General features: G+C 73.4%; 25 protein-coding genes. 15 read left to right on the forward strand and 10 right to left on the reverse strand.

The features are described 5' to 3' along the window. The first annotated feature begins 18 nt into the window (after positions 1 to 18). The 4 genes from AB0Q96_RS26435 to AB0Q96_RS26450 all read left to right on the forward strand — a co-directional run bounded on the left by AB0Q96_RS26435 (position 19) and on the right by AB0Q96_RS26450 (position 4405). On the forward strand, positions 19 to 777 hold the full coding sequence (locus AB0Q96_RS26435; protein ID WP_365329609.1) for a LytTR family DNA-binding domain-containing protein: 759 nt from the start codon (positions 19 to 21) through the stop codon (positions 775 to 777). 82 nt (positions 778 to 859) lie between these two features. Next, positions 860 to 1258 (forward strand): hypothetical protein, encoded by a 399-nt coding sequence (locus tag AB0Q96_RS26440; RefSeq protein ID WP_365329611.1) that lies wholly within the window; start codon positions 860 to 862, stop codon positions 1256 to 1258. 10 nt (positions 1259 to 1268) lie between these two features. Further along, complete coding sequence (locus AB0Q96_RS26445) at positions 1269 to 3194, forward strand: cation acetate symporter (protein WP_365329612.1); 1926 nt, start codon at positions 1269 to 1271, stop codon at positions 3192 to 3194. Next, the gene (locus AB0Q96_RS26450) at positions 3191 to 4405 is read left to right on the forward strand and encodes a histidine kinase (protein ID WP_365329614.1); all 1215 of its coding nucleotides are present in this window, start codon (positions 3191 to 3193) and stop codon (positions 4403 to 4405) included. Before AB0Q96_RS26445 ends, AB0Q96_RS26450 begins: the two co-directional genes overlap by 4 nt. A 4-nt stretch (positions 4406 to 4409) precedes the next feature. On the opposite strand, the gene AB0Q96_RS26455 is transcribed toward AB0Q96_RS26450, so the two are convergent. The 3 genes from AB0Q96_RS26455 to AB0Q96_RS26465 form a co-directional block, all read right to left on the reverse strand. Then, positions 4410 to 4880, reverse strand: a complete 471-nt coding sequence (locus tag AB0Q96_RS26455) for a hypothetical protein (RefSeq protein WP_365329616.1) — start codon at positions 4878 to 4880, stop codon at positions 4410 to 4412. 182 nt (positions 4881 to 5062) lie between these two features. Further along, on the reverse strand, positions 5063 to 5476 hold the full coding sequence (locus AB0Q96_RS26460) for a PaaI family thioesterase (protein ID WP_365329618.1): 414 nt from the start codon (positions 5474 to 5476) through the stop codon (positions 5063 to 5065). Then, a complete protein-coding gene (locus tag AB0Q96_RS26465; RefSeq protein WP_365329620.1) occupies positions 5473 to 6042 on the reverse strand; it encodes a sigma-70 family RNA polymerase sigma factor in 570 nt (189 codons plus the stop codon). Before AB0Q96_RS26465 ends, AB0Q96_RS26460 begins: the two co-directional genes overlap by 4 nt. 228 nt (positions 6043 to 6270) lie before the next feature. Between AB0Q96_RS26465 and AB0Q96_RS26470 the strand changes: the two genes are divergently transcribed. Continuing rightward, positions 6271 to 7461 (forward strand): CapA family protein, encoded by a 1191-nt coding sequence (locus tag AB0Q96_RS26470; RefSeq protein WP_365329621.1) that lies wholly within the window; start codon positions 6271 to 6273, stop codon positions 7459 to 7461. Between the two features lie 42 nt (positions 7462 to 7503). Here the strand turns inward: AB0Q96_RS26470 and AB0Q96_RS26475 are convergent, their stop codons facing one another. Next, the gene (locus AB0Q96_RS26475; RefSeq protein ID WP_365329623.1) at positions 7504 to 7950 is read right to left on the reverse strand and encodes a universal stress protein; all 447 of its coding nucleotides are present in this window, start codon (positions 7948 to 7950) and stop codon (positions 7504 to 7506) included. Between the two features lie 90 nt (positions 7951 to 8040). On the opposite strand from AB0Q96_RS26475, the gene AB0Q96_RS26480 reads away from it, so the two are divergent. After that, the gene (locus AB0Q96_RS26480) at positions 8041 to 8928 is read left to right on the forward strand and encodes a polysaccharide deacetylase family protein (protein ID WP_365329625.1); all 888 of its coding nucleotides are present in this window, start codon (positions 8041 to 8043) and stop codon (positions 8926 to 8928) included. Between the two features lie 68 nt (positions 8929 to 8996). On the opposite strand, the gene AB0Q96_RS26485 is transcribed toward AB0Q96_RS26480, so the two are convergent. After that, the gene (locus tag AB0Q96_RS26485) at positions 8997 to 9656 is read right to left on the reverse strand and encodes a class F sortase (RefSeq protein ID WP_365329627.1); all 660 of its coding nucleotides are present in this window, start codon (positions 9654 to 9656) and stop codon (positions 8997 to 8999) included. A gap of 326 nt (positions 9657 to 9982) precedes the next feature. On the opposite strand from AB0Q96_RS26485, the gene AB0Q96_RS26490 reads away from it, so the two are divergent. After that, positions 9983 to 10510, forward strand: a complete 528-nt coding sequence (locus AB0Q96_RS26490; RefSeq protein WP_365329629.1) for a hypothetical protein — start codon at positions 9983 to 9985, stop codon at positions 10508 to 10510. A gap of 135 nt (positions 10511 to 10645) precedes the next feature. On the opposite strand, the gene AB0Q96_RS26495 is transcribed toward AB0Q96_RS26490, so the two are convergent. From AB0Q96_RS26495 to AB0Q96_RS26505, 3 genes are all read right to left on the reverse strand, one after another. Further along, positions 10646 to 11206 carry a hypothetical protein gene (locus AB0Q96_RS26495; protein WP_365329631.1) on the reverse strand — a complete coding sequence of 187 codons (561 nt, stop codon included), beginning with the start codon at positions 11204 to 11206 and terminating at the stop codon, positions 10646 to 10648. A 166-nt stretch (positions 11207 to 11372) separates the two neighbouring features. Next, positions 11373 to 12137, reverse strand: a complete 765-nt coding sequence (locus tag AB0Q96_RS26500; RefSeq protein ID WP_365329632.1) for a hypothetical protein — start codon at positions 12135 to 12137, stop codon at positions 11373 to 11375. Positions 12138 to 12165: 28 nt separating this feature from the next. Further along, positions 12166 to 12852 carry a hypothetical protein gene (locus AB0Q96_RS26505; protein WP_365329634.1) on the reverse strand — a complete coding sequence of 229 codons (687 nt, stop codon included), beginning with the start codon at positions 12850 to 12852 and terminating at the stop codon, positions 12166 to 12168. A gap of 516 nt (positions 12853 to 13368) precedes the next feature. Between AB0Q96_RS26505 and AB0Q96_RS26510 the strand changes: the two genes are divergently transcribed. Together AB0Q96_RS26510 and AB0Q96_RS26515 are read left to right on the forward strand one after the other, a co-directional pair. Further along, on the forward strand, positions 13369 to 14181 hold the full coding sequence (locus AB0Q96_RS26510) for an SAM-dependent methyltransferase (RefSeq protein ID WP_365329636.1): 813 nt from the start codon (positions 13369 to 13371) through the stop codon (positions 14179 to 14181). After that, the gene (locus AB0Q96_RS26515) at positions 14178 to 16352 is read left to right on the forward strand and encodes an EAL domain-containing protein (RefSeq protein ID WP_365329638.1); all 2175 of its coding nucleotides are present in this window, start codon (positions 14178 to 14180) and stop codon (positions 16350 to 16352) included. Before AB0Q96_RS26510 ends, AB0Q96_RS26515 begins: the two co-directional genes overlap by 4 nt. Before the next feature lie 66 nt (positions 16353 to 16418). Here the strand turns inward: AB0Q96_RS26515 and AB0Q96_RS26520 are convergent, their stop codons facing one another. After that, positions 16419 to 17315 carry a LysR substrate-binding domain-containing protein gene (locus AB0Q96_RS26520; protein WP_365329639.1) on the reverse strand — a complete coding sequence of 299 codons (897 nt, stop codon included), beginning with the start codon at positions 17313 to 17315 and terminating at the stop codon, positions 16419 to 16421. 227 nt (positions 17316 to 17542) lie between these two features. Between AB0Q96_RS26520 and AB0Q96_RS26525 the strand changes: the two genes are divergently transcribed. The 5 genes from AB0Q96_RS26525 (at position 17543) to AB0Q96_RS26545 (ending at position 22403) form a co-directional block, all read left to right on the forward strand. Further along, positions 17543 to 18166 (forward strand): succinate dehydrogenase cytochrome b subunit, encoded by a 624-nt coding sequence (locus AB0Q96_RS26525; protein ID WP_365329827.1) that lies wholly within the window; start codon positions 17543 to 17545, stop codon positions 18164 to 18166. Further along, positions 18167 to 20110: a fumarate reductase/succinate dehydrogenase flavoprotein subunit gene (locus tag AB0Q96_RS26530; RefSeq protein ID WP_365329641.1), complete on the forward strand. Its 1944-nt coding sequence runs from the start codon at positions 18167 to 18169 to the stop codon at positions 20108 to 20110. Beyond that, positions 20107 to 20853 carry a succinate dehydrogenase/fumarate reductase iron-sulfur subunit gene (locus AB0Q96_RS26535; RefSeq protein WP_365329643.1) on the forward strand — a complete coding sequence of 249 codons (747 nt, stop codon included), beginning with the start codon at positions 20107 to 20109 and terminating at the stop codon, positions 20851 to 20853. Before AB0Q96_RS26530 ends, AB0Q96_RS26535 begins: the two co-directional genes overlap by 4 nt. 287 nt (positions 20854 to 21140) lie before the next feature. Then, positions 21141 to 21533, forward strand: a complete 393-nt coding sequence (locus AB0Q96_RS26540) for a tyrosinase cofactor (RefSeq protein ID WP_365329645.1) — start codon at positions 21141 to 21143, stop codon at positions 21531 to 21533. A gap of 42 nt (positions 21534 to 21575) precedes the next feature. Beyond that, on the forward strand, positions 21576 to 22403 hold the full coding sequence (locus AB0Q96_RS26545) for a tyrosinase family protein (RefSeq protein ID WP_365329647.1): 828 nt from the start codon (positions 21576 to 21578) through the stop codon (positions 22401 to 22403). 16 nt (positions 22404 to 22419) lie between these two features. Here AB0Q96_RS26545 and AB0Q96_RS26550 read toward each other — a convergent pair whose 3' ends face one another. Further along, entirely contained in the window at positions 22420 to 24849 is a 2430-nt protein-coding gene (locus tag AB0Q96_RS26550; RefSeq protein WP_365329648.1) for an excinuclease ABC subunit UvrA, read from the reverse strand. Between the two features lie 191 nt (positions 24850 to 25040). Here AB0Q96_RS26550 and AB0Q96_RS26555 point away from each other — a divergent pair, with 191 nt between their 5' ends. Further along, positions 25041 to 25208, forward strand: coding sequence for a hypothetical protein (locus AB0Q96_RS26555; RefSeq protein WP_365329650.1), 168 nt, complete (start codon positions 25041 to 25043; stop codon positions 25206 to 25208). Positions 25209 to 25225 lie beyond the last annotated feature (17 nt).

Consider the following 25225-nt stretch of genomic DNA (forward strand, 5'->3'; position numbering starts at 1 on the left):
GGTGTCTAGACTCCCCGCATGCTGCGCGTACTGGCCGTCGACGACGAGGCGCCGGCCCTCGGGGAACTCCTCTACCTGCTGCGGGCCGACGCCCGGGTACGCAGCGCAGAGGGCGCGGGCGACGCCACCGAGGCGCTGCGCCGGATAGGGCGCGCCCTGGAGTCCGGCCAGGGCGCAGACGAGGGGACCGGCGGTCCGGACGGCATCGACGTGGTCTTCCTCGACATCCACATGCCCGGACTCGGCGGTCTGGACCTCGCGCGGCTGCTCGGCGGCTTCGCCAGGCCGCCGCTCATCGTCTTCGTCACCGCCCACGAGGGCTTCGCCGTCCAGGCCTTCGACCTGAAGGCCGTCGACTACGTGCTCAAGCCCGTCCGCCGCGAACGGCTCGCGGAGGCCGTCCGCCGCGTCCACGAACTGGTGCACGCCACCGCCCAGACGCCCACCCCGGAGCAGATACCCGTCGAACTCGGCGGCGTCACCCGCTTCGTGTCCGTCGACACCATCGCGTACGTGGAGGCGCACGGCGACTACGCCCGCCTGCACACCGACCACGGCAGCCACCTCGTGCGCATCCCGCTGTCCGCGCTGGAGGAGCGGTGGGCCGCCCGCGGCTTCGTCCGCGTCCACCGCAGCCACCTCGTCGCCCTCGCCCGCATCGACGAACTCCGCCTCGACGGCGGCACGACCTCCGTGCGGGTCGGCGACGCCGAACTCGCCGTCTCCCGCCGCCACGCCCGCCACCTGCGCGACCTCCTCATGCGGCGCGCCCTATAGGGCTGTTCCCGCCCCCTACCGGGCCCGGAGCCCTTCTGCGTACACTCCACGGGCCCAGCAGACCGTGAGAGAGCGGACGGCGATGTCCGAGCACCACCCTCCCCCCGCCACCGGCCGGGGGGACGCCCCCCGGCCCCGGCGCGAGACCGTCACCTACGCCTCGGCCCTCGGCGGCGCGGTGCCCCGCCCGCGGCCCCAGCACGCACCCGCCCGCTCCGAGATCAGCGAGCAGACCACCCTCGGGCACACCTACGTGCGCTCCCTGATGCGCAGCCAGCTGCGCACCGCGCTCACCGCGCTGGGCGCGCTCGTCCTGCTCGTCGGGCCGCTGCCGCTGGTGCTGGCCCTGCCGGCCCCCGAGCCCGCCGTCTGGATCGCGCTCGGCGTCGGCGTCCACCCCGTCATCTGGGCCGTCGCCCACTGGTACGTGCGCCGCGCCGAGCGCAACGAACGCGACTTCAGCGGCCTCGTCGAGCGGTGACCCCCGCCCCGTGAACCACAGCTACGCGGTCGCCGCCGTCACCGCCGTCGTCCTCGCCACCGTCCTCATCGGCGCCCTCGGCCTGCGCATCTCCCGCACCACCTCGGACTTCTACGTCGCCTCCCGGACCGTCGGCCCCCGCCTCAACGCCGCCGCCATCAGCGGCGAGTACCTCTCGGCAGCCTCCTTTCTCGGCGTCGCCGGACTCGTCCTCGTCCAGGGCCCCGACATGCTCTGGTACCCGGTCGGCTACACCGCCGGCTACCTCGTCCTGCTGCTCCTCGTCGCCGCCCCGCTGCGCCGCTCCGGCGCGTACACCCTCTCCGACTTCGCCGAGGCCCGGCTCGAATCGCCCCAGGTCCGCAGGCTCGCCAGCCTCTTCGTCGTCGGCATCTGCTGGCTCTACCTGCTGCCCCAGCTCCAGGGCGCGGGCCTCACCCTGGAGATCCTCACCGGCGCGCCCGACTGGGTCGGCGGCCTCCTCGTCGCCCTCGTCGTCACCGGCACCGTCGCCGCGGGCGGCATGCGCAGCATCACCTTCGTCCAGGCCTTCCAGTACTGGCTCAAGCTCACCGCCCTGCTCGTCCCGGTGCTCTTCCTCGCCGCCGCCTGGTACGGGGACGGGGCCCCGCGCGCCCGCTTCGACGCCCCCGCCGTCCTCCGCGCGCACACCGCCGTCCGGGTCGCCGAGACCGTACGCGTCGAGGTCGACGCCCCGCTGACGCTCACCGTCACCGGCCGCGTCGACGCCCGGACGTACGAGGGTGAGGGCGTCACCCTCGCCCCGGGCACCCACCGCGTGGAGGCGGGCACCGCGCTCGTCCTGCCCGAAGGCGCGCCGGTCCCGCGCCGGGCCGGCACCGGCGCCGACCCCCTCGGCTGGTCCCAGCCGCTCGCCGGCAGCCGCGACGGGCACCAGCTGTACGCCACCTACGGGCTGATCCTGGCGACCTTCCTCGGCACCATGGGCCTGCCCCACGTCGCCGTCCGCTTCTACACCAGCCCGCACGGCCGCGCCGCCCGCCGCACCACCCTGGTCGTCCTGGGCCTGGTCGGCGTCTTCTACCTGCTGCCGCCGCTGTACGGGGCGCTCGGCCGGATCTACGCCCCCGAACTGGCCCTGACCGGTGCCGCCGACGCCGCCGTGCTCGTGCTGCCGGAGCGGATGCTCGGCGGGGTCCTCGGCGATCTGCTGGGCGCGCTGCTCGCGGGCGGCGCCTTCGCCGCGTTCCTGTCGACCGCCTCCGGACTGACCATGTCCGTCGCCGGTGTCCTCACCCAGGACGTGCTGCCCTCCCGGGGCGTGCGGCACTTCCGGCTCGCGACCCTGCTGGCCACCGCCGTCCCGCTGGGGGTGGGGACGGTCGCCTCCCAGGTGCCGGTCGCGGACGCCGTGGGACTCGCCTTCGCCGTCTCCGCCTCCTCCTTCTGCCCGTTGCTCGTCCTCGGCATCTGGTGGCGGCGGCTCACCCCGCCGGGCGCGGCCGCCGGACTGCTCCTCGGCGGCGGGTCGGCGCTCGCCGCCGTGATGGCGACCCGGGCCGGACTGCCGTCGGCGGGCTGGCCGCACACCCTGATGGCCTGGCCGGCCGTCTGGTCGGTGCCGCTCGGCTTCCTCAGCATGGTCCTGGTCTCCCTGGCCACCCCGCGCCGGGTACCGCCCGGGACCCCGGCGATCCTCGCCCGGCTGCACCTGCCGGAGGAGTTCAGCGGCCGGACCGAGGCCCGCGAGCCGGGCCCGGCGCCGCGAAGGACGGCGGAACCGACGACGGCCGCAGTACCGGGGACCGCAGTCCCCAAGGCCGCGGCCCCGGAGGCAGCGGCCCCGGAGGCAGCGGTCGCGAAGGCAGCGGTCGCGAAGGCAGCGGTCCCGAAGACGCCGGTTCCGCGGACGCGGGCCCCGAAGCGTTCGCTGCCGAAGGCGGCCGAGCGGTGAGCGGCATCGCGTTCGCGGCGGCGGGCGCCGTGGCGGCCGTGCTGCTCGCCGTCGGGTTCGTCCTCGGCCGGAGCACCGCCCGGCGCGGCGACCGCTCCGCCGCCCCCGGTCTCGGCACCCCCGTCGAACGGGCCACCTTCCACACCCTGCACACCGCCTCGCTCGCCGCGCCCCCGCTGCGCGCCGGGCTCACCGAGGAGACCGCCGCCCGGGCCGCCGGGCGGCTGCGCTCCCTGCTCGGCACCGAGGCGCTCTGCCTCACCGACCGTACGGCGGTGCTCGCCTGGGACGGGCCCGGCGACGACCACCACCGCGACCGGGTCGTGGACCTCGTCGCCGAGACCCTCGCCTCGGGCCGCAGCCGCTCCGTGCGCACGGGGCACACCGACCGCGCCGACGACTCCTGCCCGCTGCGCTGGGCGGTGGTCGCCCCGCTCACCGGCGAGGACGGGGTGCTGGGCGCGCTCGTGGCGTACGGCTCGCGCGAGTCGGCGGTGCTGGTGCGGGCCGCCACCGAGGTGGCCCGCTGGGTCTCCGTCCAGCTCGAACTGGCCGAGCTCGACCGCTCGCGCACCCGGATCGTCGAGGCGGAGATCCGGGCCCTGCGCGCCCAGATCTCCCCGCACTTCATCTTCAACTCCCTCGCCGCCATCGCCTCGTTCGTGCGCACCGATCCGGAACGGGCCCGCGAGCTCCTCCTGGAGTTCGCCGACTTCACCCGCTACTCGTTCCGCAGGCACGGCGAGTTCGCCCGGCTCGCCGACGAACTGCGGTCCATCGAGCAGTACCTGGCGCTGGCCGGCGCCCGCTTCGGCGACCGGCTCACGGTGACCCTGCGGATCGCGCCCGAGGTGCTCACGGTGGCGCTGCCCTTCCTGTGCCTCCAGCCGCTCGTGGAGAACGCCGTCAAGCACGGCCTCGAGGACTCCGCCGCGGGCTGCCGGATCGTCATCGCGGCCCGCGACGCGGGCGCCGAGGCGGTCGTCACCATCGAGGACGACGGGGTGGGCATGGACCCCGAGGAGCTGCGCGCCGTCCTGCGCGGCGAGCGCCCCTCGGCGTCCGGCATCGGGCTCGGCAACGTCGACGAGCGGCTCCGGCAGGTGTACGGGCCGGAGCACGGCCTCGTCATCGAGACCGGCCTCGGCGCCGGCATGAAGGTGACCGTGCGGATCCCCAAGTACCGGCCCGGGGTGCACCCGGTGGCCTGAGCGCTCAGTGCAGGTGCAGGGCGAGATGGGCGAGGGCGACGCCCAACTGCCAGGCGGGCAGCCACACCTGACGGTCCTCGTCGATCCCGGCCGCCGGCGCCGCCGGGACCGGCCCGGCCACGCCCGCGAGGTCCGCCAGGTCGGCGGCGCGCAGCTCGGTCGCGCACAACCGCCGCCAGGTGGCGCGGGCCAGGGCCAGATCGGGCCCCTCGGCGGCCGGTGCGGCGAGCCGGCCGGCGGCCCAGTCGGACCAGGGATGGTCGTGGGAGGTGCGCCACAGCCACTCGTCGATCCCGGCGCCCGCGAGGTGGACGGTCAGGGCGAGCGCCTGGACCCCGGCGCGGAACTCCAGCGATCCCGGCTCGACGAGACCGCTGGTGCGCAGCAGGTCGTCGGCGGCGTACTCGGCGCACAGCCAGTCCATGGGGACGGCGAGCCCGCCCCCGCCGGCGCCGTTCGTGCTCTCGGGCAGCAACGCTCCACCTTCTCCCGGACGTCCTCACGAGGCCCCGTCGACGAGCCTCCACCAGGAAGCACGTGCGCGGGGCGCACTTGGCTCAACTCGCCCGAGCGGTTCCGGATACGGCCCCCGCCACATCGGTGCAGGTGGGAGCCGTGTGACTCGGGTGAGGTGCGGGACGGGAGCGCTCGGGGAGCTCAGCCGAGGAGCGCGTACACCGCCGTCGCGTGGGCGGCCGTCTCCTCGCTTCCCTCGGCGGTCATCGTGATGTCGGCGAAGGCCATCCGCTTGCCGGCCTTGGTGAGCCGGGCCCGCACCAGGACGTCGGTGCCGAGCACCGCGCGCTGGAAGCTGATCGACTGCTGGACCGTGGTCATCGGGACGAAGCCGCCGCGGGCGGCGGCCACCGCGAGCACCGTGGCCGTGTCGGCCGCGGCCATCAGGGCCTGACCGGACAGGCCGCCGCCCTCCCGGGCGAGCCGGTCGGACCAGGGGAGCCGGAGGACGGCTTCCTGGCCGTCGACGGAGGCCACGGTGAGCCCCAGATCGAGCACCCAGGGCGCGAAGTTGTCGGCGAGGATCTTTTCGGCGGAGGCGAGAGTCAGCGTCACGAGGGGCATTGTGGGGCGGCGGCCCGCAGCCGGGCAACGGGTGCGCTCCTCGGCGGCCGGTAGCCGGGCAGCCGGCGTCCCAGCAGGCGCAGCGCGTAGTGCGAGCGGGACTTGACCGTGCCGGCCGGGATGCCGAGTTCGGCGGCGGCCTCGTTGACGGTCAGGCCGTGGAAGTAGAGCCGGACGAGGACCGCGCGGTGCTCCGGGCTGAGCCCGCGCACGGCGGCCCGTACGTCGAGGGCCGCGTCGGCGGACTCGGTGGCGTCGCCCGGCTCGGCGGTGACCGCGAGCACGGCGTCGCCGATCTCGGTGGGGCGGGCCAGCCGAGAGCGGCGCGCGTCGATGGCGAGCCGCCGGGCGACCGTGAACAGCCAGGGCCGCATCGACTCGTAGGGCGCGGCGAAGGCCTCGGGATGGAGCCAGGCCCGGACCAGGGTCTCCTGCGCCAGGTCCTCGGCGCGCTGCCGGTCGCCGTGGGTCAGTCCGAGCAGGAAGGCGAGCAGCGCCGGACCGTGCTCGGCCTGGAGCTCCTGCAGGGTCCGCTCGTCGGTGGTTGCCGTGGTCATGGCCCGTATCCGAACGCATCCGGGCGGTGAGGGACAGGGAACGGGCGACGGTCTGCGACGAACGGTCGCACCGCGCGGTGAACGGTACGGCGAACGGTCAGGCGGAACCCTTGCGTCCGATTCAGCGGGGTTTGGTGTGATCTGCGGCAATGACCCTTGACTGGGGCCTTCGCTGAGGATGAATTCAAGGGAACGGATGTTCATCCCATGAATCGGTGGAGCCGGCAGATGACCTCACGCACCAGACCCGGCGCGGCGGCCCTCGCCGCCCTCCTGATCGCCGCCGCCACCGGCTGCGCCGCGCAGGACCGTGCCCCCGACGCCCCGGCCGCCCCGAGCCGGACAGCCCGCCCTCCCGCGGCCCCGGGGGCGGCGTCCGCTCCGGCCGGCTTCACCCTCGTCGCCTCCGGCGACGTCCTGCCGCACGACTCCATCATCCGCCAGGCCGCCGCCGACGCGGGCGGCGCCGGCTACGACTTCCGCCCCATGCTGGCGGGCGTGAAGTCCGTCGTCTCCCACGCCGACCTGGCGATCTGCCACATGGAGACCGTCTACGGGGAGGAGGGCGGCCCCTACACCGGCTACCCGGCCTTCAAGTCGCCGCCCGAGGTCGCCGCCGCCCTCAAGGAGACCGGCTACGACTCCTGCTCCACCGCCTCCAACCACACCCTGGACGACGGCGCCGCCGGTCTGCGCCGCACCCTGGACGCCCTCGACAAGGCGGGCGTACGGCACGCCGGATCGGCCCGCACCGCCGAGGAGGCGGCCAGGCCCACCCTGCTGAACGCGGGCGGCGCCACCGTGGCCCAGCTGGCCTACACGTACGACACCAACGGCTACCCGCTGCCCGAGGGGCAGCCCTGGGCCGTCAACCTGATCGACGAGCAGAAGATCGTCGCCGACGCCCGCGCCGCCCGCAGGGCGGGCGCCGACGTCGTGGTCGTGTCGATCCACTGGGGCACCGAGTGGCAGACCGAACCCGACGACCGCCAGCTCACCCTCGGCCGCGCCCTCACCGCCTCGCGGACCGGGGGCCGCCCCGACATCGACCTCCTCCTCGGCACGCACGCACACGTCCCGCAGGCGTACGAGAAGGTCAACGGCACCTGGATCGTCTACGGCATGGGCGACCAGATCGCCGGCGACATGATCAACTACGAGGGCTCCCACGACAGGCGCGGCAACCAGGGCACCCTGGCCCGCTTCACCTTCACCCCGCCGGCCGCGCCCGGCGCGCGCTGGGAGGTCTCCCGGGCCGAGTTCGTCCCGCAGTTCTTCGACACCGCCCGCGGCCGGGTGGTGAACCTCGACGCCGCGATCAGGCAGGGCGAGCAGCAGTACACCGAGCCGCGCGACGCCATCCGCGAGGTCGTCCTCGGCCGCGGCGCCGCCCGCGACGGCCTCGTCATGGGGGAGTGAACCCCGGGCACCCCTGCGTACGCCGGAGTGCGCGGAGCCCGGCTAGGGCACCACGGTGACCGGCCAGCGGCCCGCCTTCACCAGGCGCACCGCGACCGAGCCGACGAAACGGTGCCCGGCCGACTCCGAGACGCCCACCACCACGGCGTCCGCCCTCAGTTCGTCCGCGGCGGCGACCAGGCCCGCGTACGGGTCCCCGCGGAAGGTGTGGAACTCCCACCGCACCTGCCAGATCTCCTTCACCCGCTCCGCCGCCTCACGGATCTCGGCGACCAGGCCCTCGGCGATCTCGCCCGTGGTGTCGGCCACCGGCGCGCCCACGGCGGCGCCCGCCGTGAGCAGGGGCTGCACGTACACCAGGGCCAGCAGGGCGTTCTGCCGCCGGGCGAGACCGCCGGCGTAGGAGGCGGCGCGCAGGGAGGACGCGGAGCCGTCGACTCCCGCCACGATCACCTTCGGGCCGTCGGTACCTCGTTCGAATCCGCTCACACCCCGAGGCTATCGGCTCATCGGGTGCTTTCGGGCGAGGGGCCGGTGTCGCTGAGAAGCGCGCGGGGGCCTCCGTACGAACCATTGGTCATGAAAAACGATGAGAAGCCCGTGGGGCGGCGGTCGCTGCTGAGGCTCGCCGCCGCGCTCGGGGCCACGGCCACGGTCGGGGTCTTCGCGGCGGACCGCATGAGCGGCTCCGGCGCCGGCCCCGCGACCGGGGCGGCACCCCCCGCGCGCCCGCGCCCGGCCGGCGCCCCGGGCGCGCAGGCACAGGCGGAGGCGCAGGCACCGGCACAGGCCAGGCTGCGCCCGGCCGCCTACCGCCTCCAGCCGATGACCGGCTACGCGCCCCCCGCCTTCCGCCGGGCGATCCCGCCGGTGCGCACCCGGCCCTTCCTCCATCTGACCGGCGTCGGCCGCTCGATGGTGCTCACCTTCGACGACGGACCCGACCCCCGCTACACCCCGGAGATCCTCGCGACCCTGCGCCGGTACGGCTGCCGGGCGATGTTCTTCGTCTGCGGCGAGATGGCGGTCGACAACCAGGACCTGCTCAAGGAGATGGCCGAGGACGGGCACGTGGTCGGCAACCACTCCTGGTCGCACCCGCTGGTCCCGAAGCTGCGGCCCTCCCGCATCCGCCAGGAGCTCGGCTCCACCAGCGAGGTCGTCGAACAGGCCCTCGGCACCCCGCCGCTCTGGTACCGGGCGCCGTACGGGGCGTGGAACCGGCTCTCGTTCGAGATCGGCGCCGAACTGGGGATGGAGCCCATGGCCTGGAGCGTCGACACCCTGGACTGGCAGGAGCCGCCCACCGACTCCATCGTGCGCCGGGTACTGGACGGCGCGGGCTCCGGCGTCGTCGTGCTCAACCACGACGCGGGCGGCAACCGCGCGCACAGCGTGGCCGCGCTCAAGCGCTATCTGCCCGAACTCCTCGACGCGGGCTACAGCATCACCGTCCCGCGCCGCTGAGCGCCGCCCGGCGCGCGGACGAGGGCCCCGGCACGCGGGAACGTGCCGGGGCCCTCGACGTGCCGGAGCTACCGCGAGCCGACCATCCGCGCGTACACGACGACGTTGCCGTCGTAGCCGTGCGCCCGCGAGTAGCCGCCACCGCAGGTGATCACCCGCAGCTCGGGCTCGCCGGTGTCTGCGTAGACCTGCACCGGGAAGTCGTTCTTGGCGTAGACCTCGATCCCGTAGATCTCGAAGACGACGACCCGGCCGTCGAACCGTTCGACCTCGACGTGCTGGCCCTTCTGCAGGGAGCCGAGGCCGTAGAAGACGGCGGGGCCCGCCAGGTTGTCGACATGGCCCACGACGACGGAGGTGCCGCGCATGCCCGGCGCGATGCCGTTCTGGTACCAGCCGGCGAGGTTGGCGTCCTGCGGCGGCGGAGCGCTGATCCACCCGTTGTCGTCCAGGCCCACGTCCATGATCGGCGCGGCCACCCGGAGCGCCGGGATCCGGATCCGGGAGGCCGGGGCGAAGGGCAGCGGTTCCATTCCGGCGGCCGCGGTCGGAGCGGGGCCGACGGGACGGGTGACCGGGCGGGCCGCGGCGGCGGGCTGCGGGGGACCCGATTCGAATCCGACGCCGTTGCGCATTATCGCCAGGCCGGACAGCATGACCAGAGCCAGGGCGCCCCAGGGTTGGCGTCTCCTGGCGGCGTCGAGGACGCTGAAGTCCTTGGTCCTCATGGTTCTCCCTTCCTGGGCGTCACGGGAACGGTAAGGGCGCCCGGGAGGACCGGCGATCGGGGCGGGGCGAACGGGTGTCGGCCGTCGGTGCGGGGGCGTCCGGGTGATGACCCGTCCGAGTAATCGTCAGATCATCCGCCTGACCGTGCGTGACCTGCGCAACCGTCGGATCGCCACCCCCGTTCGGCCGGTGCCCGGCCTCACCGGGGTGGCCCAAGGCCGACATGCGAGGCTCGTTCCGGCTTGTGATGGTTCGTCATGGAAGGCGTACTCGTCGAATCTCCCGGAGCACCGCTTTGGGGCGTCTTCCATCTGGAGGTTCCACCATGCGTGCTGTACGCACTCTGGCGGTGACGGCGACCGCGTTCGCGGCGCTCGGACTCGCCGCCCCCCTCGCCACCGCCACCAACGGGCCCAGCAGCGTGACGGTCAGCCCTTTCCAGGCCGAGCGGGGCGGAGACGGTTCCAACGGCGTCACGGTGTCGCCCTTCGCGGTCCACCAGGGGGCGATCCTCACGATCACCGTCCGGGGCTGCGCCGGTGGCACGGTCACGTCCAACGCCTTCTCGGCGACCACGCTCTCGGCCACCGTCAACGGCGTGTCCACCGCCACCGCCCGCATCTTCAACAACGCCACGCCCGGCCAGTACAACCTGGCCGTCCAGTGCGGCGGCCGGACGCTCACCCAGCCGTTCCGCGTGCTGGCCGGACAGGGCGCCCAGGGCGGCCTCGGCGGATCGCTCGCCCCGAGCTCCACGGAGATGGCCATCGGCGGTTCGCTCGTCGCCGCGGCGGCGCTCGGCGGCGGCCTGTTCATCGCCCGCCGGCGCCGTACGGCCGGCGCGGGCGTCTGACCGGTCGAAGCTCCGGTCGGCCGTCCCACCCCGTCGCCCCCGGGTCCCGCTCCCCAGGACCCAGGGGCGACCGGCCTGTCCGGCGCCGCCCCGCGAGGTGAGGGCGGTGTACGGGCGGGGGATCCGGCCGCTCCGTCAGTGGCGGCGGCCGTCGGCGGACCTGCGCCGGACCACGAGCACCACACCGGCCGCCGCGGCGAGCACCATGGCGCCGCCCACGGCGGGCGTCCAGGCGTCCATCGAACCGACGGAGCCGCCGAGGCCGCCCTGGACTCCGCGCGGCGGGGTCAGCAGCGTCGAACTGGCCGTGGGCGTCGAGGTGGCACCGCCGCTGATCGTCAGGTCGACGGTGCCGGGGATCCCGCCCGTGCAGTTGAACGACACCGTGTAGACGGCCCCGCGCTTGGCGTCGGGGTCCACCGTCGCGGTCGCCGACGAGCCCGGGGCGATGGTGACGGTGTCGAAGATGCCGGCCGACGCCGTCGCCGTACTCGCGCAGCCCGGCGCGCTCAGGGTGATCCGGCCGCCCGGTGCGACGAGCCCGGGGGAGATGACGAAGGCGCCCGTCTGCTTCGCCCGGGGCGCCCGCGGCGCGGGCCCGGCGGGGGCACCGTCGGCGGCGACGGCGAGCGGGGCGGCCAGGGCGAGGGCGGCCGCCCCCAGCAGAGCGGCGGACGCGGCACGTATCGCGCGCATGGGGAATCCTCCGGGTACCCGAGGGGCAGCTGCGGAAGGGTTTCCGCACATCGGACGACATGCACCTCGATGCCCGAAACGCTAGGAGCGCACTACCACAGCCGCGATCCCAGACGCGCGAATGGGGCACCCATGTCCCCCGCCCGGCCTACATACGGCTCCCTGATCAGCCGGTGAGCTGCGGAAACAGATCGGTGAACGGCGCGGCGGTCGCCGCGATGCCCCGGCCGAAGGGCGCGTCGAAGTCCCAGATGAGGAAGAGCAGGAAGGCGATGAGGGCGCTGAACAGGCCGGCGAGGAGCAACTCCTTCCCGGTGCGCCGGATCTGGAGCGTGAAGATCAGGCCCACCGTCACCAGGGCCCCGATGATCAGACCGAACCACACCACTCCCGGCATCGTGTCCCCGGCGCTCTGCCCGCGGGCCCCCCGCGCGTCGTCGGCGACGCCCACCTGGTCCACCAGCGGCTGGTAGGCCTGGCCCTCGAAGTCGTCGGCCGGCCGGTAGTCGGTCACGCTGCGGCGGACCTTCTCCATGAGCTGCGTGCCCTTGTCGCTGAGCTCGCCGTGGTCCGTCATGTGCGGGAACTCGTCCTCGACGACGTAACGGACGTACGTGTCGACGTCGGAGCGGATCCGCTCCCGCGCGGCGACCGGGTACACCTCGGCCCGCGCGGAGATCTCGTGCAGCGCCTGCGCCTCCTGCCGCACGGTCTCCTGGGCGGCGCTGCGGGCCTCCCAGACACCGGCGATGGCGAGGCCCAGGACGATGGCGTAGACCACGCCGATCATCATCGTCATGTACTCGATGACGTCAGGGGTCTCGCTGGGGTCGTCGTCCTCGGGGATCCTCCGGTGGTTGATGACGACGATGGCGAGGACGACGGCGCACGCGGCGGCCATCGCGATGGTCAGGACGAGCCATTCGGACAAGGTTTCCTCCGGTGGCGGAGCGCGGGGCTCAGCGGGATCGGGGGCGCAGGATCGCGGTCGCGATCACGGCCGGGGCGGTGATGAGCAGGGTCGTGGTGAGGACGTTCGGGGCGCTCTTCGGCTTCGCCCGGGTCGCCGTGGGCCGGTAGTGCGGCAGCGCCACGGGAGCGGCCGGGCGCGGGCGCGCGGTGGGCGAGGGGGAAGGTTTCGGCGGCGGGGGCGGCGCGGCCTCGGGCGTGGTCGGGGCGGGCTCCGGCGGTGCGGGCCGCGGCGGGGGAGCGGGCCGCGCGGGCGGGGGCTTCGGCGCGGGCGGCGGCTCGGTGGCCGGCGGGGGCGGCGGAGGCGGTGTGGGCTTCGGGGGCTCGGGCGGTCGCGTGGGCTTCGGCGGCTCGGTGGGCTCCGGCGGTTCGGTCGGCTCCGGCGGCTCCGTGGGGCACGGGGAGTGGGTGGGGTGCGGCGGATGGGTGGGGTGTGGGGGATGGGTCGGGTGAGTGGGGTGGGTGGGGTGCGTCGGGTGGGGCGGGTGCGGGTGGTGGGTGGGGCGGCAGGGGCCGCGCCCGGCGAAGGAGACCGCGGTGTTCGAACCGTCGGCTCCGGTGACGGCGGAGGCGCAGGCGTCGGCGGCGACGGGCACCGGTGTGGCGAGCAGCCACACGAGCGCGCCGGCCGCCAGGGGCCGCGCGAGGAGCGATCCGTACTGAGACAACAAGGGCACGTCGAGCAGCATGATCACGCGCGTCGGGCCGTAGGCCCGGAACGGCCTCGAATTCCCCGGATGGAGGGGTTTTCGGGGTGCACGGGTTTGACGATGTCGTGGGCGTGGGCGGCCTGTTGGTGTGCACTGGCCCCAAAGGGCGTGCTGTTGCGCCGGATTGATGAGGCTTGGCTCGTCTTGGGGCGGGTTGGGGTGCCTTGCGGCGGTGTCTCCCGCGAGGGAGGGGGCGGGCGGGGGAAGTGGCCGGTTGTCGTCCCTTGACGCGGCGGCTCGAACGGCCCGATCCCGTCTGCCGTCTGCCGAGGAAGCGGGGCACGACCATATGCACGTGAATTTGCACGGGCCGAAGGCGTGAACTCTTCCGTTCCCGCCGCACGTGCCAATGGCGTGTGACCAAGAACGGATCGCGAATTTCCGTTTCTACTCGCTCTCCAGGCAAGCGATCAGTAGCCTCGGCTCGAACGTCGGCCGCGAACACATGGCCGTATCCTCCGTGGCGACTTGTTGGAGACTTTGATGGAGCGTCCCGCCTGGGCTCCGCCGGGCATCGATATTTCGGTGCCGAGCGTGTCCCGAATGTACGACTTCTATCTGGGCGGCTCGCACAATTTCGAAGTGGACCGGGAAGCGGCCCGCAAGGCCATGGAGTTCATGCCGGGTCTCCCCAAGATCATGCAGGCGAACCGTGCCTTCATGCGCCGCGCCGTGCGGTACGCGGTCGACAACGACGTCACGCAGTTCCTGGACATCGGCTCCGGCATACCCACCTTCGGCAACGTCCACGAGGTCGCCCAGGCCGCCAGCGACACCGCCCGGGTCGTCTACGTCGACCACGACCCGGTGGCCGTCGCCCACAGCCGGGCCGTGCTCGACGGCGACGCCCGCTCGGCGGTGCTCGCCGCCGACCTGCGCAAGCCGGCCACGATCCTGCACGGCCCCGAGGTGTCCGGACTCCTCGACCTGGACCGGCCGGTCGCCCTGCTCCTCGTCGCCGTCCTGCACTTCCTGGAGGACGCGGACGGGCCGGAGACCGCCGTCGCCGAACTGCTCGACGCGCTCGCCCCCGGAAGCCTCCTGGTCCTCACCCACGCCTCCTACGAGGGCGTCCCGCTCTCCCAGGAGCGGGCCGGCGGCACCGTCGACGTCTACCGCGACATCCGCAGCCCCCTGGTGATGCGCTCGCGCGAGGAGATCGCCCGCTTCTTCGGCGGCACCGAACTCGTCGAGCCCGGACTCGTGTCGATGCCGCACTGGCGTCCCGACAGTCCGGAAGAGGAGGAGGACCCCTACGCCTTCTCCGGGTTCGCAGGGGTGGGGCGTAAGGCGTGAAGGTCCCGTCCCAGCCGGCCGGGTCCGTCGCCGACGCCGACGGACCCGAGGACAGAATCAGACGGTTCGTCACCATCTGGAGCAGGGCCGTCTTCCCGGTCACGGCCACCTCCATGAGCCGCCAGGAGTTCGAACAGCACCTGCTGCCGCTCGCCCGCGGGCTCAGCGGAGCCCTGCGCGCCCGGCCCTTCGACACCGCGCCCGCGCACCGCGTCGGCCAGGCCCTGATCGCCGCGCACTGCACCGACCCGGACGCGCTGGCCCGCAGCCTCGGTGTCGTCGACGCCTATCTGGTGCTGTACTGCGCGGACGAGCCGGACGCCGTCGGGGCCACCGCCGAGGAGCTGCGGGCCCGTTGCTCCCGGCTCCAGCACGCCATGGCGGCCGGCTTCGCCCAGGCCCTGCGTGCCCGCACGCTGATCGAGCAGGAGACGATCGCGCACTCGGCGCTCTCCGCCCGCAGCGCCGCCGAACTCGCCCTGCACGCGACCGAGAGCCGCTTCCGCGCCGTCTTCGAGGGCGCCGCGATCGGGATCGGCATCGCCGACCTGGACGGCAACGTCCTGGAGGTCAACGAGACCCTCACCCGCATGTTCGGCGGCCTCGAACAGCACGTCCTCAGCCGCAACATCGCCGAGTGGTCGCACCCCGAGGACGGCCCGCACGTCTGGCGCCTGTACGACGAGCTGGTGCGCGGCGAGCGTGAGCACTACCGGGTGGAGAAGCCGTACTACCGCGGCGACGGCACCGTGCTGTGGACCAACCTCACCGTCTCCCTGCTGCGCGACGCGACCGGCGTGCCGCGCTACCAGCTGGCGCTGATGGAGGACACCACCGAGCGGCGGCTGCTCAACCTGCGCCTGCGGTACGAGGCGACGCACGACGCGCTCACCGGACTGCCCAACCGGACGCTGTTCTTCGAGCGCCTGGAGAAGACCCTCGCGCCCGGCGAGCGCAGCCGCTTCGGCCTGTGCTACCTGGACCTCGACGGCTTCAAGGCCATCAACGACAGCCTCGGCCACGCCACCGGCGACCGGCTGCTCGTGGAGGTCGCCGACCGGCTGCAGGGCTCCGTCACCGCGCCCGGCGAGATGGTGGCCCGGCTCGGCGGCGACGAGTTCGTGGCGCTGACCACCGGGCCCGACAGCGAGCACAAGGTCGCCGCGCTCGCCGACCGGATGCTGGCCGCCCTCGCCTCCCCGATCCGCATCGACGGGCGCGAACTGACGGTGCGCGGCAGCGTCGGCGTGGTCGAGGGCCCGGCGGGGGAGCGCACCGCGGCCGAGGTGCTGCGCAGCGCCGACATCACCATGTACCGGGCCAAGTCGGCGGGCGGCAACCGCTTCGAGTTCGCCGACGCCGAGGCCGACGCGCGGGCCATCACCCGGCACGGCCTGACCACCGCCCTGCCGGCCGCCCTGGAGCGGGGCGAGTTCTTCATCGAGTACCAGCCGCTCGTGCACCTCGACGACGGCAGCGTGCACGGCGCCGAGGCGCTCGTGCGGTGGTGCCACCCGCAGCACGGCGTGCTCGGCCCGGACCGGTTCATCCCGCTCGCCGAGAACACCGGCCTCATCGTGCCGCTGGGCCGCTGGGTGCTCCAGGAGGCCGTGCGCCAGGCCCGGTTCTGGCAGACCCGGCACGCCGACGGCGGCCCGCTGCGGATCAACGTCAACCTGTCGCCGACCCAGCTGCACCACCCGCGGCTCGTCGCCGACACGGTCGACGTCCTGGAGCGCTCCGGACTCGAACCCGGCGCGCTCTGCCTGGAGGTCACCGAGTCGGCGCTCATCGGCGCCGACGACGACCTGCTCAAGCCGCTGCGGCAGCTCGCCGAGATGGGCGTGGACATCGCGCTCGACGACTTCGGCACGGGCTACTCGAACCTCGCCAACCTGCGCAGGCTCCCGGTGAGCGTGCTCAAGCTGGATCGTTCCTTCACCCAGGGCATGCAGCAGCACCCGGTGGACCCGGTCGACCTGAAGATCGTCGAGGGGATCGTGCAGCTGGCCCACAGCCTGGAGCTCGCGGTCACCGTCGAGGGCGTGGAGACCGGCGCGCAGGCCCAGCAGCTCCGCGAACTCGGCTGCGACACGGCCCAGGGCTGGTACTACGCCCGCCCCGGAGCCCCGGACCGGATCCACTCGCTGGTGCTGGCGGACGCGGTGTAGCGGGGGCGGACCCGAGGGGCCGCGGCGGGCCCGGAACCGGCCGGGTGCCGTCGGACCTCGGCGGGGTCAGGCCCCGGCCCCGCCCCCACGGGAGGCCATGAGCAGCTTCTGCAGCTCGCGGGCCGCCCGCGGGGGCGCCACGTCGCTGCGGTGGGCCAGCGCGATCGTGCGCCGCAGCCCGGGCCGGGCGAGGGCCGTGACCCGCAGGTCGCGGCTCGCGCGCGCCGCGACCATCGTCGGGACGACGGCGAGCCCGAGCCCGGCCCGTACGAATCCGAGGACGGCGTCCATCTCGCCGCCCTCCACCGTGAAGGAGGGCTCGAACCCCTCCGCCCGGCAGGCCGCCACGGTCAGTTCCCGCAGGTCGTAGCCGTGCCGGAACATCACGAGCGGCTGGTCCCGCAGATCGGCGATCCGCACCGGCCGGCGCGGGGCGGGCGCCGACGCAGAGGAGACCACCACCAGCTCCTCGGTCAGCAGCTCGACCGTCGTCAGGGCCGGTGAGGGCGTCGGCAGCGGCAGTACCACGAGCGCCAGGTCGAGGGCGCCGCGCGCCAGCTCCCGTACGAGGTCGTGCGAGCCGCCCTCCTCGATGAGCAGCCGGATGCCCGGGTGCAGGTCGTGGAAGGAGCGCAGCACGTCCGGCAGCAGGCCCGTGCAGAGACTGGGCGTCGCCCCGAGCCGCACCCGGCCGCGCCGCAGCTGCGCCAGCTCCTGCACCTCGTGCCGGGCGGTGTCCGTGTCCGCGAGGATCCGGCGGGCCAGCGGCAGCAGCGCCTCGCCCGCGTCGGTGAGCGCGATGTTGCCGCGGGCCCGGCTGAACAGCTCCGCGCCCAGCTCCTGCTCCAGGGCCTTGATCTGCTGGGAGAGCGAGGGCTGCGAGACGTGGACCCGCTCGGCGGCCTGGGTGAAGTGACGGGTCTCGGCGACGGCGACGAAGTACAGGAGCTGCTGGAACTGCATGGGGCCAGCCTACCCCGCACCATAGGGTCCGCCTATCGAGATCAGCCGAACCATGTCTTGGACCTCTCGGGCCCTACGGCCCTACCGTCGCTGGCATGGCTCTGGCAACCAACCCCGACCGGAAGAGCGACGGGAACGGCGACCGGCGGACCGGCCGGAAGGCGGGCCGCCCGCCCGCCGGTCCCACCCGCGGCTTCTGGGCGTCCACGATCGGCAAGAAGACCGTCATGGCCGTCAGTGGCCTGACGATGCTCGCCTACCTCGTCGCCCACGTCGCCGGCAACCTGAAGGTCTTCTTCGGCCCCGAGGAGTTCAACGGCTACGCCCACTGGCTGCGCACGATGGGAGCCCCCGTGCTCCACCACGAGTGGGGCCTGTGGCTCGCCCGGATCGTGCTGGTCCTCGCCGTCGTCGCCCACGTCGTCTCCGCGTACCAGCTCAGCAGGCGCGACCTGAGGGCACGCCCCACCGCGTACGTCCACAAGCGCGGGAAGGCGAGCTACGCCACCCGCACCATGCGCTGGGGCGGCGTCGTCGTCGGCCTCTTCATCGTCTGGCACATCCTGGACCTGACCACCGGCACCGTGCACCCCGGCTTCCAGGAGGGCAGGCCGTACCAGAACGTCCTCGACACCTTCTCCACCTGGTACGGGAACGCGATCTACATCGTCGCCATGCTCGCCGTGGGCCTCCACGTCCGGCACGGCTTCTGGAGCGCCGCCCAGACCCTCGGCGTCGGCAACGCCCGACGCGAACGCGTCCTGAAGGCCACGGCCGACGGGCTCGCGCTGCTGCTGACCGCCGGCTTCGTCTCCGTACCCGTCGCCGTCATGACCGGAGTGGTGAGCTGAATGACCTCCCCCGACTACACCCTGGGCGCCCCGCTCACCGACGAGAAGGCCCCCACCGGCCCCATCGCCGAACGCTGGGACACCCGCCGCTTCCAGGCGAAGCTGGTCAACCCCGCCAACCGCCGCGGCCACCGCGTCATCGTCGTCGGCACCGGCCTGGCCGGCGGCTCCGCCGGCGCCACCCTCGCCGAACAGGGCTACCAGGTCGTCCAGTTCTGCTACCAGGACTCCCCGCGCCGCGCCCACTCCATCGCCGCCCAGGGCGGCATCAACGCCGCCAAGAACTACCGCAACGACGGCGACTCCGTGCACCGGCTCTTCTACGACACCGTCAAGGGCGGCGACTTCCGCGCCCGCGAGTCCAACGTGCACCGGCTCGCCCAGATCTCCGTCGAGATCATCGACCAGTGCGTCGCCCAGGGCGTGCCCTTCGCCCGCGAGTACGGCGGACTGCTCGACACCCGCTCCTTCGGCGGCGTGCAGGTCTCCCGCACCTTCTACGCCCGCGGACAGACCGGCCAGCAGCTCCTGCTCGGCGCCTACCAGGCGCTGTCCCGGCAGATCGCCGCGGGCAACGTCGAGATGCACCCGCGCACCGAGATGCTCGACCTGATCGTCGTCGACGGCCGGGCCCGCGGCATCGTCGCCCGCGACCTGATCACCGGACGGATCTCCACCCACTACGCCGACGCCGTGGTCCTCGCCACCGGCGGCTACGGCAACGTCTTCTACCTGTCCACCAACGCCATGAACTCCAACGCCACCGCCGTGTGGCGGGCCCACCGGCGCGGCGCCTACTTCGCCAACCCCTGCTTCACCCAGATCCACCCCACCTGCATCCCGCGCACCGGCGACCACCAGTCCAAGCTCACCCTGATGAGCGAGTCCCTGCGCAACGACGGACGCATCTGGGTCCCCAAGGCGCACGGCGACACCCGGCCCGCCAACGACATCCCCGAGGACGAGCGCGACTACTACCTGGAGCGCATCTACCCCTCCTTCGGCAACCTCGTCCCCCGCGACATCGCCTCCCGCGCCGCCAAGAACGTCTGCGACGAGGGCCGAGGCGTCGGCCCCGGCGGCCAGGGCGTCTACCTCGACTTCGCCGACGCCATCCGCCGGATGGGCCGCGCCGAGGTCGAGGAGAAGTACGGCAACCTCTTCGACATGTACGAGCGGATCACCGCCGAGAACCCGTACGAGGTGCCGATGCGGATCTACCCCGCCGTGCACTACACGATGGGCGGACTCTGGGTCGACTACGACCTCCAGACCACGATCCCCGGCCTGTTCGCCGTCGGCGAGGCCAACTTCTCCGACCACGGCGCCAACCGGCTCGGCGCCTCCGCCCTCATGCAGGGCCTCGCCGACGGCTACTTCGTCCTGCCCGCCACCATCAACGACTACCTGGCCCGCCACCCTCACGACACCCCCGTCACCGACGCCCACCCGGCGGTACGCGAGGTCCTCGCCGAGACCGAGGACCGGCTGCACCTCCTGCTCGCCGTCGACGGCGACCGCACCCCCGACTCCTTCCACCGCGAACTCGGCGAGCTCATGTGGGAGTTCTGCGGCATGGCCCGCACCGAGGAGGGCCTGCGCACGGCACTGCGCCGCATCCCCGAGATCCGCGAGGAGTTCTGGCGCCGCATCAAGGTCCCGGGCACGGGCGAGGAGTTCAACCAGTCGCTGGAGAAGGCCAACCGGGTCGTCGACTACCTCGAACTCGCCGAGCTGATGTGCCTGGACGCCCTGCACCGCGCCGAGTCCTGCGGCGGCCACTTCCGCGCGGAGTCCCAGACCCCGGACGGCGAGGCCGCCCGCCGCGACGAGGAGTTCGCGTACGTCGCCGCCTGGGAGTCCACCCCGTCCGGCGCCCCCGTCCTCCACAAGGAGGACCTCGTCTTCGAACACGTCCACCCCACCCAGCGGAGCTACGCATGAGGCTCACCCTGCGCGTCTGGCGCCAGCAGAACGCCGACGCCGAAGGCGCCATGGCCACCTACGACGTGGACGGCGTGTCGCCCGACATGTCGTTCCTGGAGATGCTGGACACCCTCAACGAGGATCTCATCCTGCGCGGCGAGGACCCCGTCGCCTTCGACCACGACTGCCGCGAGGGCATCTGCGGCGCCTGCAGCCTCGTCATCGACGGCGACGCCCACGGACCCGAGCGCACCACCACCTGCCAGCTGCACATGCGCTCGTTCCGCGACGGCGACACCATCGACGTCGAACCCTGGCGGGCCGCCGCCTTCCCGGTCGTCAAGGACCTCGTCGTCGACCGGTCCGCCTTCGACCGGATCATCCAGGCCGGCGGCTACATCAGCGTCCCCACCGGCTCCGCCCCCGACGCCCACGCCACCCCCGTCCCCAAGGCGGACGCCGACTTCGCCTTCGAGCACGCCGAGTGCATCGGCTGCGGCGCCTGCGTCGCCGCCTGCCCCAACGGCTCGGCGATGCTCTTCACCTCCGCCAAGGTCAACCACCTCGGCGTGCTGCCCCAGGGCGCGCCCGAGCGCGAGACCCGGGTCCTCGACATGGTGGCCCAGATGGACGCCGAGGGCTTCGGCGGCTGCACCCTCACCGGGGAGTGCGCGACCGCCTGCCCCAAGGGCATCCCGCTGCCGTCGATCGCGGCGATGAACAAGGAGTGGCTGCGGGCGCGACGGACGGCGCGCGGCTGAATCCGGACAGTCTGGGAGCGTGAGCCCCACCACGCCGGACGCCCCGGAACGAAAGATCGTTCACAAGATCCCCGTGATCTTCGCAGAACTTTCGTTCCGGGGCGCTTCCGTGCGCCGGAACCGCAAGATCAACTCCGTTCAAGGCTGTACTGATCATGGCGAGTTGTCCATATCGCGGCCAACCCACTCCGGGCGATTTCCGGCGTACGGGCACCCCCGGGTACTGATGGGTCCTGCCGGGGGCATATGACCAAACCCCCGGTCTTACCTGTCCATTTGGGGGTTTCATGTCCAGCATCACCCGCCGCCAGGCCCTGGGTGTCGCCGCGGGCGCCGCCGGCGCCGTCGCGGGCCTCGCCCTGGCCGGCTCCGCCGGCGCCGCCACACCGCGCGCCGCCGCACCGGCGGCCGGCTCCGAGCCCGCCGCCTTCGACGAGGTCTACCAGGGCCGCCGCATCAAGGGCGGCCCCTCGCACGGCGGCGACCACCACGGGGGGCACCACGGGGGCGGCTACTCCGTGACGATCGACGGCGCGGAACTGCACGTCATGCGGAACGCCGACGGCACCTGGATCAGCGTCATCAACCACTACGACCCCGTCGCCACGCCCAAGGCCGTGGCCCGCGCGGCCGTACGCGAGCTCCAGGGGGCCCCGCTGGTCCCCCTCGTCCTCGCCTGACCCGATCCCGCCCGCCCCGTTCCACCCAGGAGCCGTACCACCGTGACCGTACGCAAGAACCAGGCCGCCCTCACCGCCGACGAGAAGCGGCGTTTCGTCGCCGCCCTCCTCGAACTGAAGCGCTCGGGCCGCTACGACACCTTCGTCACCACCCACAACGCCTTCATCATGAGCGACACCGACAGCGGCGACCGCGTCGGCCACCGCTCGCCCTCCTTCCTGCCCTGGCACCGGCGCTTCCTCATACAGTTCGAGCAGGCCCTCCAGTCCGTCGACGCGAGCGTCACCCTGCCCTACTGGGACTGGACCGCCGACCGCACCACGAGCTCCTCGCTCTGGGCCCCCGACTTCCTCGGCGGCACCGGACGGGCCCGCGACGGACAGGTCCTCGACGGCGCCTTCGCCCGCTCCGGCAACCGCTGGACCATCACCGTCCGCGTCGACGGCCGCGACTACCTGCGCCGCGACCTGGGCGCCGGCGGGCGCCAGCTGCCCACCCGCGCCGAGGTCGACTCCGTCCTGGCCATGGAGACCTACGACATGGCCCCCTGGAACAGCTCGTCGGACGGCTTCCGCAACCACCTGGAGGGCTGGCGCGGCGTCAACCTCCACAACCGCGTCCACGTCTGGGTCGGCGGCCAGATGGGCACCGGGGTCTCCCCGAACGACCCCGTCTTCTGGATGCACCACGCCTTCATCGACAAGCTGTGGGCGGACTGGCAGGCCCGCCACCCCCGGTCGCCGTACCTCCCGGCCGCCGGCACCGCCAACGTCGTCGACCTCAACGACACCATGCGCCCGTGGAACGACGTGACCCCGGCGGACATGCTCGACCACACCCGCCACTACACCTACGACACGGCGGCGTAGGCCGTTCCCGGGGCGCTCACCGGGCCTCCCCGGTCGCGGTGAGGCCCAAGGCCCGGGCGAGATACGGAGCGGTCCTGCTCCCGGTCGCCCGGGCCACGTCGGCCGGCGGACCCGCGGCCACGATCCGGCCGCCCTCGTCGCCGCCGCCCGGGCCCAGGTCGACGACCCAGTCCGCCGTCGCGACCACGTCCATGTCGTGCTCGACGACGATCACCGTGTGGCCGGCGTCGGCAAGGCCGTGCAACTGGCGCATCAGCACCTCCACATCGGCCGGGTGCAGCCCCGTGGTCGGCTCGTCGAGCACGTACAGGGTGTGGGCGCGGCGGGGCCGCTGCAACTCGGAGGCCAGCTTGATGCGCTGCGCCTCCCCGCCGGACAGCTCCGTCGCGGGCTGGCCGAGCCGCAGATAGCCGAGGCCGACGTCGAGCAGCGCGCCCAGACTGCGGGCCGCCGCCGGGACGTCCGCGAAGAACCCGGCCGCCGACTCCACCGTCAGGTCCAGGACCTCGGCGATGGTCAGCCCGCGCAGCCGCACCTCCAGCGTCTCCGGGTTGTAGCGGGCCCCGCGGCAGTCCGGGCAAGGCGCGTACGTGCTCGGCAGGAACAGCAGCTCGACGGAGACGAACCCCTCGCCCTGACAGGTCTCGCAGCGCCCGCCAGTCACGTTGAAGGAGAACCGGCCCGCCTTGTAACCGCGCTCCCGCGCTTCCTCGGTGGCGGTGAACAGCTTGCGCACGACGTCGAACAGGCCCGTGTACGTGGCGAGGTTGGAACGAGGGGTCCGCCCGATCGGCTTCTGATCGACCGTCACCAGCCGCTCGACGCCCGTCAGTTCCTCCGTCAGCACCCCCGCCAGGGTCGACTTCCCCGAACCGGACACCCCGGTGACGGCCGTGAGCACGCCCAGCGGGAAGGCCACGTCGAGGCCGCGCAGGTTGTGCCGGTCGACCGGGCCGGTCCGCAGCCACCCGGACGGCTCGCGCACCGCCCGCCCCCGCGCGGGCGGCGTCCGGTCGAAGAGGAAACGCCGGGTCGCCGACTCGGCCACCTCCGCGAGCCCCTGCGGCGGGCCGCTGTGCAGCACCCGGCCGCCGTGCACCCCGGCCCGCGGGCCCACGTCCACCAGCCAGTCCGCGTGCCGCACCACGTCCAGATGGTGCTCGACGATGAACACCGTGTTCCCGGCCGCCTTCAGCCGGTCCAGGACCACGAGCAGCGCCTCGGTGTCCGCCGGGTGCAGCCCGGCGGACGGCTCGTCGAGCACGTACACGACCCCGAACAGCCCCGAACGCAACTGGGTCGCGAGGCGCAGCCGCTGGAGCTCGCCGTTGGACAGCGTCGGGGTCGCCCGGTCCAGGCTGAGATAGCCCAGGCCCAGCTCCGTGACCGTGCCGATCCGGGCCACCAGGTCCTCGCCGAGGACGCGGGCCGTCTCGGAACGGGGCTCCGCCTCCGCGGCCCCGTCCGCCGCCGCCGGGGTGAGCGTCCGCGCCAGGTCGGTCAGCGGCAGCGCGGAGAGCTCGGCGATCGTCCGGCCCGCGAAGGTCACCGCCATCGCCTCCGGCCGCAGCCGCCCGCCCCCGCACACCGGACACGGACTGCTGGTCAGGAACCGCTCGGCCTTCGCCCGCAGCGTCGCGCTCTTCGAGTCCGAGAAGGTGTGCATCACATAGCGCCGGGCGCTCATGTACGTGCCCTGGTACGGGCGTTGGATGCGTCCCGCCTCGCGCACCGGATGGACCGTCACCACGGGCTGCTCGTCCGTGAACAGGATCCACTCCCGGTCCTTCACGGCCAGCTCCCGCCAGGGCCGGTCCACGTCGTACCCCAGGGCGTCCAGGACGTCCCGCAGGTTCTTGCCCTGCCAGGCGCCCGGCCAGGCCGCGACGGCGCCCTCGCGGATCGACAACGCCGGGTCGGGGACCAGGAGTTCCTCGGAGGTCCCGTGCACCCGGCCGATGCCGTGACAGGACGGGCAGGCCCCGGCCGCGGTGTTGGGGGAGAACGCGTCGGAATCCAGGCGCGGCGCCCCCGGCGGGTAGCTGCCGGCCCGGGAGAACAGCATGCGCAGCGAGTTCGACAGCGTCGTCACCGTACCCACCGAGGAGCGCGCGTTCGGCGCGGCCCTGCGCTGCTCCAGCGACACCGCCGGCGGCAGCCCGGTGATCTCCCCGACCTTCGGCGCCCCCACCTGGTGGATGAGCCGGCGGGCGTACGGCGCCACCGACTCGAAGTAGCGGCGCTGCGCCTCCGCGTAGATCGTCCCGAACGCCAGCGAGGACTTCCCCGAGCCCGACACGCCGGTGAACACCGTCAGGGCGTCCCGGGGGACGTCCACGTCCACACCCCGCAGATTGTGCTCGCGCGCGCCCCGGACGCGGACGAACGGATCGTGGGGCGCGGGCGGAGCGGGCGCCGCGGGCGGGGCGTCAGTGCGGTTGTGCATCCGTCGATTCTAGGACGTCCGTCGCATTTGTCCTGGTCAGGCCCGCCGGACGGGCGAGCCCTGCGGTACGGGTCGAGCAGCGCGCCCCCGGTCGTGGGGTGGACAGACGCGTAAGTGACCCGAGAGTAGGGGTGCCGGTTCGTGAAAATCAATACTGGACGAACTTAATTATTTACCGGTACGTTTCCGCCGTGTTTCCCCACCAGGCACGGGCGTTGGTCGCCGCTCCGGCCGAAACTGCCGTCCGGAGCCCGCTGTTGGCCGGCGCCGTCGTGATCGCCGTCCCTCTGGTGGTCATGTTCCTGGTCGCTCAGCGCCACCTCGTCGAAGGCGTCGCTCGCACCGGCTCCAAGGGCTGACGGCACCTTCGGCTCTC

The sequence above is a fragment of the Streptomyces sp. NPDC093111 genome (assembly GCF_040683955.1).
Classification (GTDB): domain Bacteria; phylum Actinomycetota; class Actinomycetes; order Streptomycetales; family Streptomycetaceae; genus Streptomyces.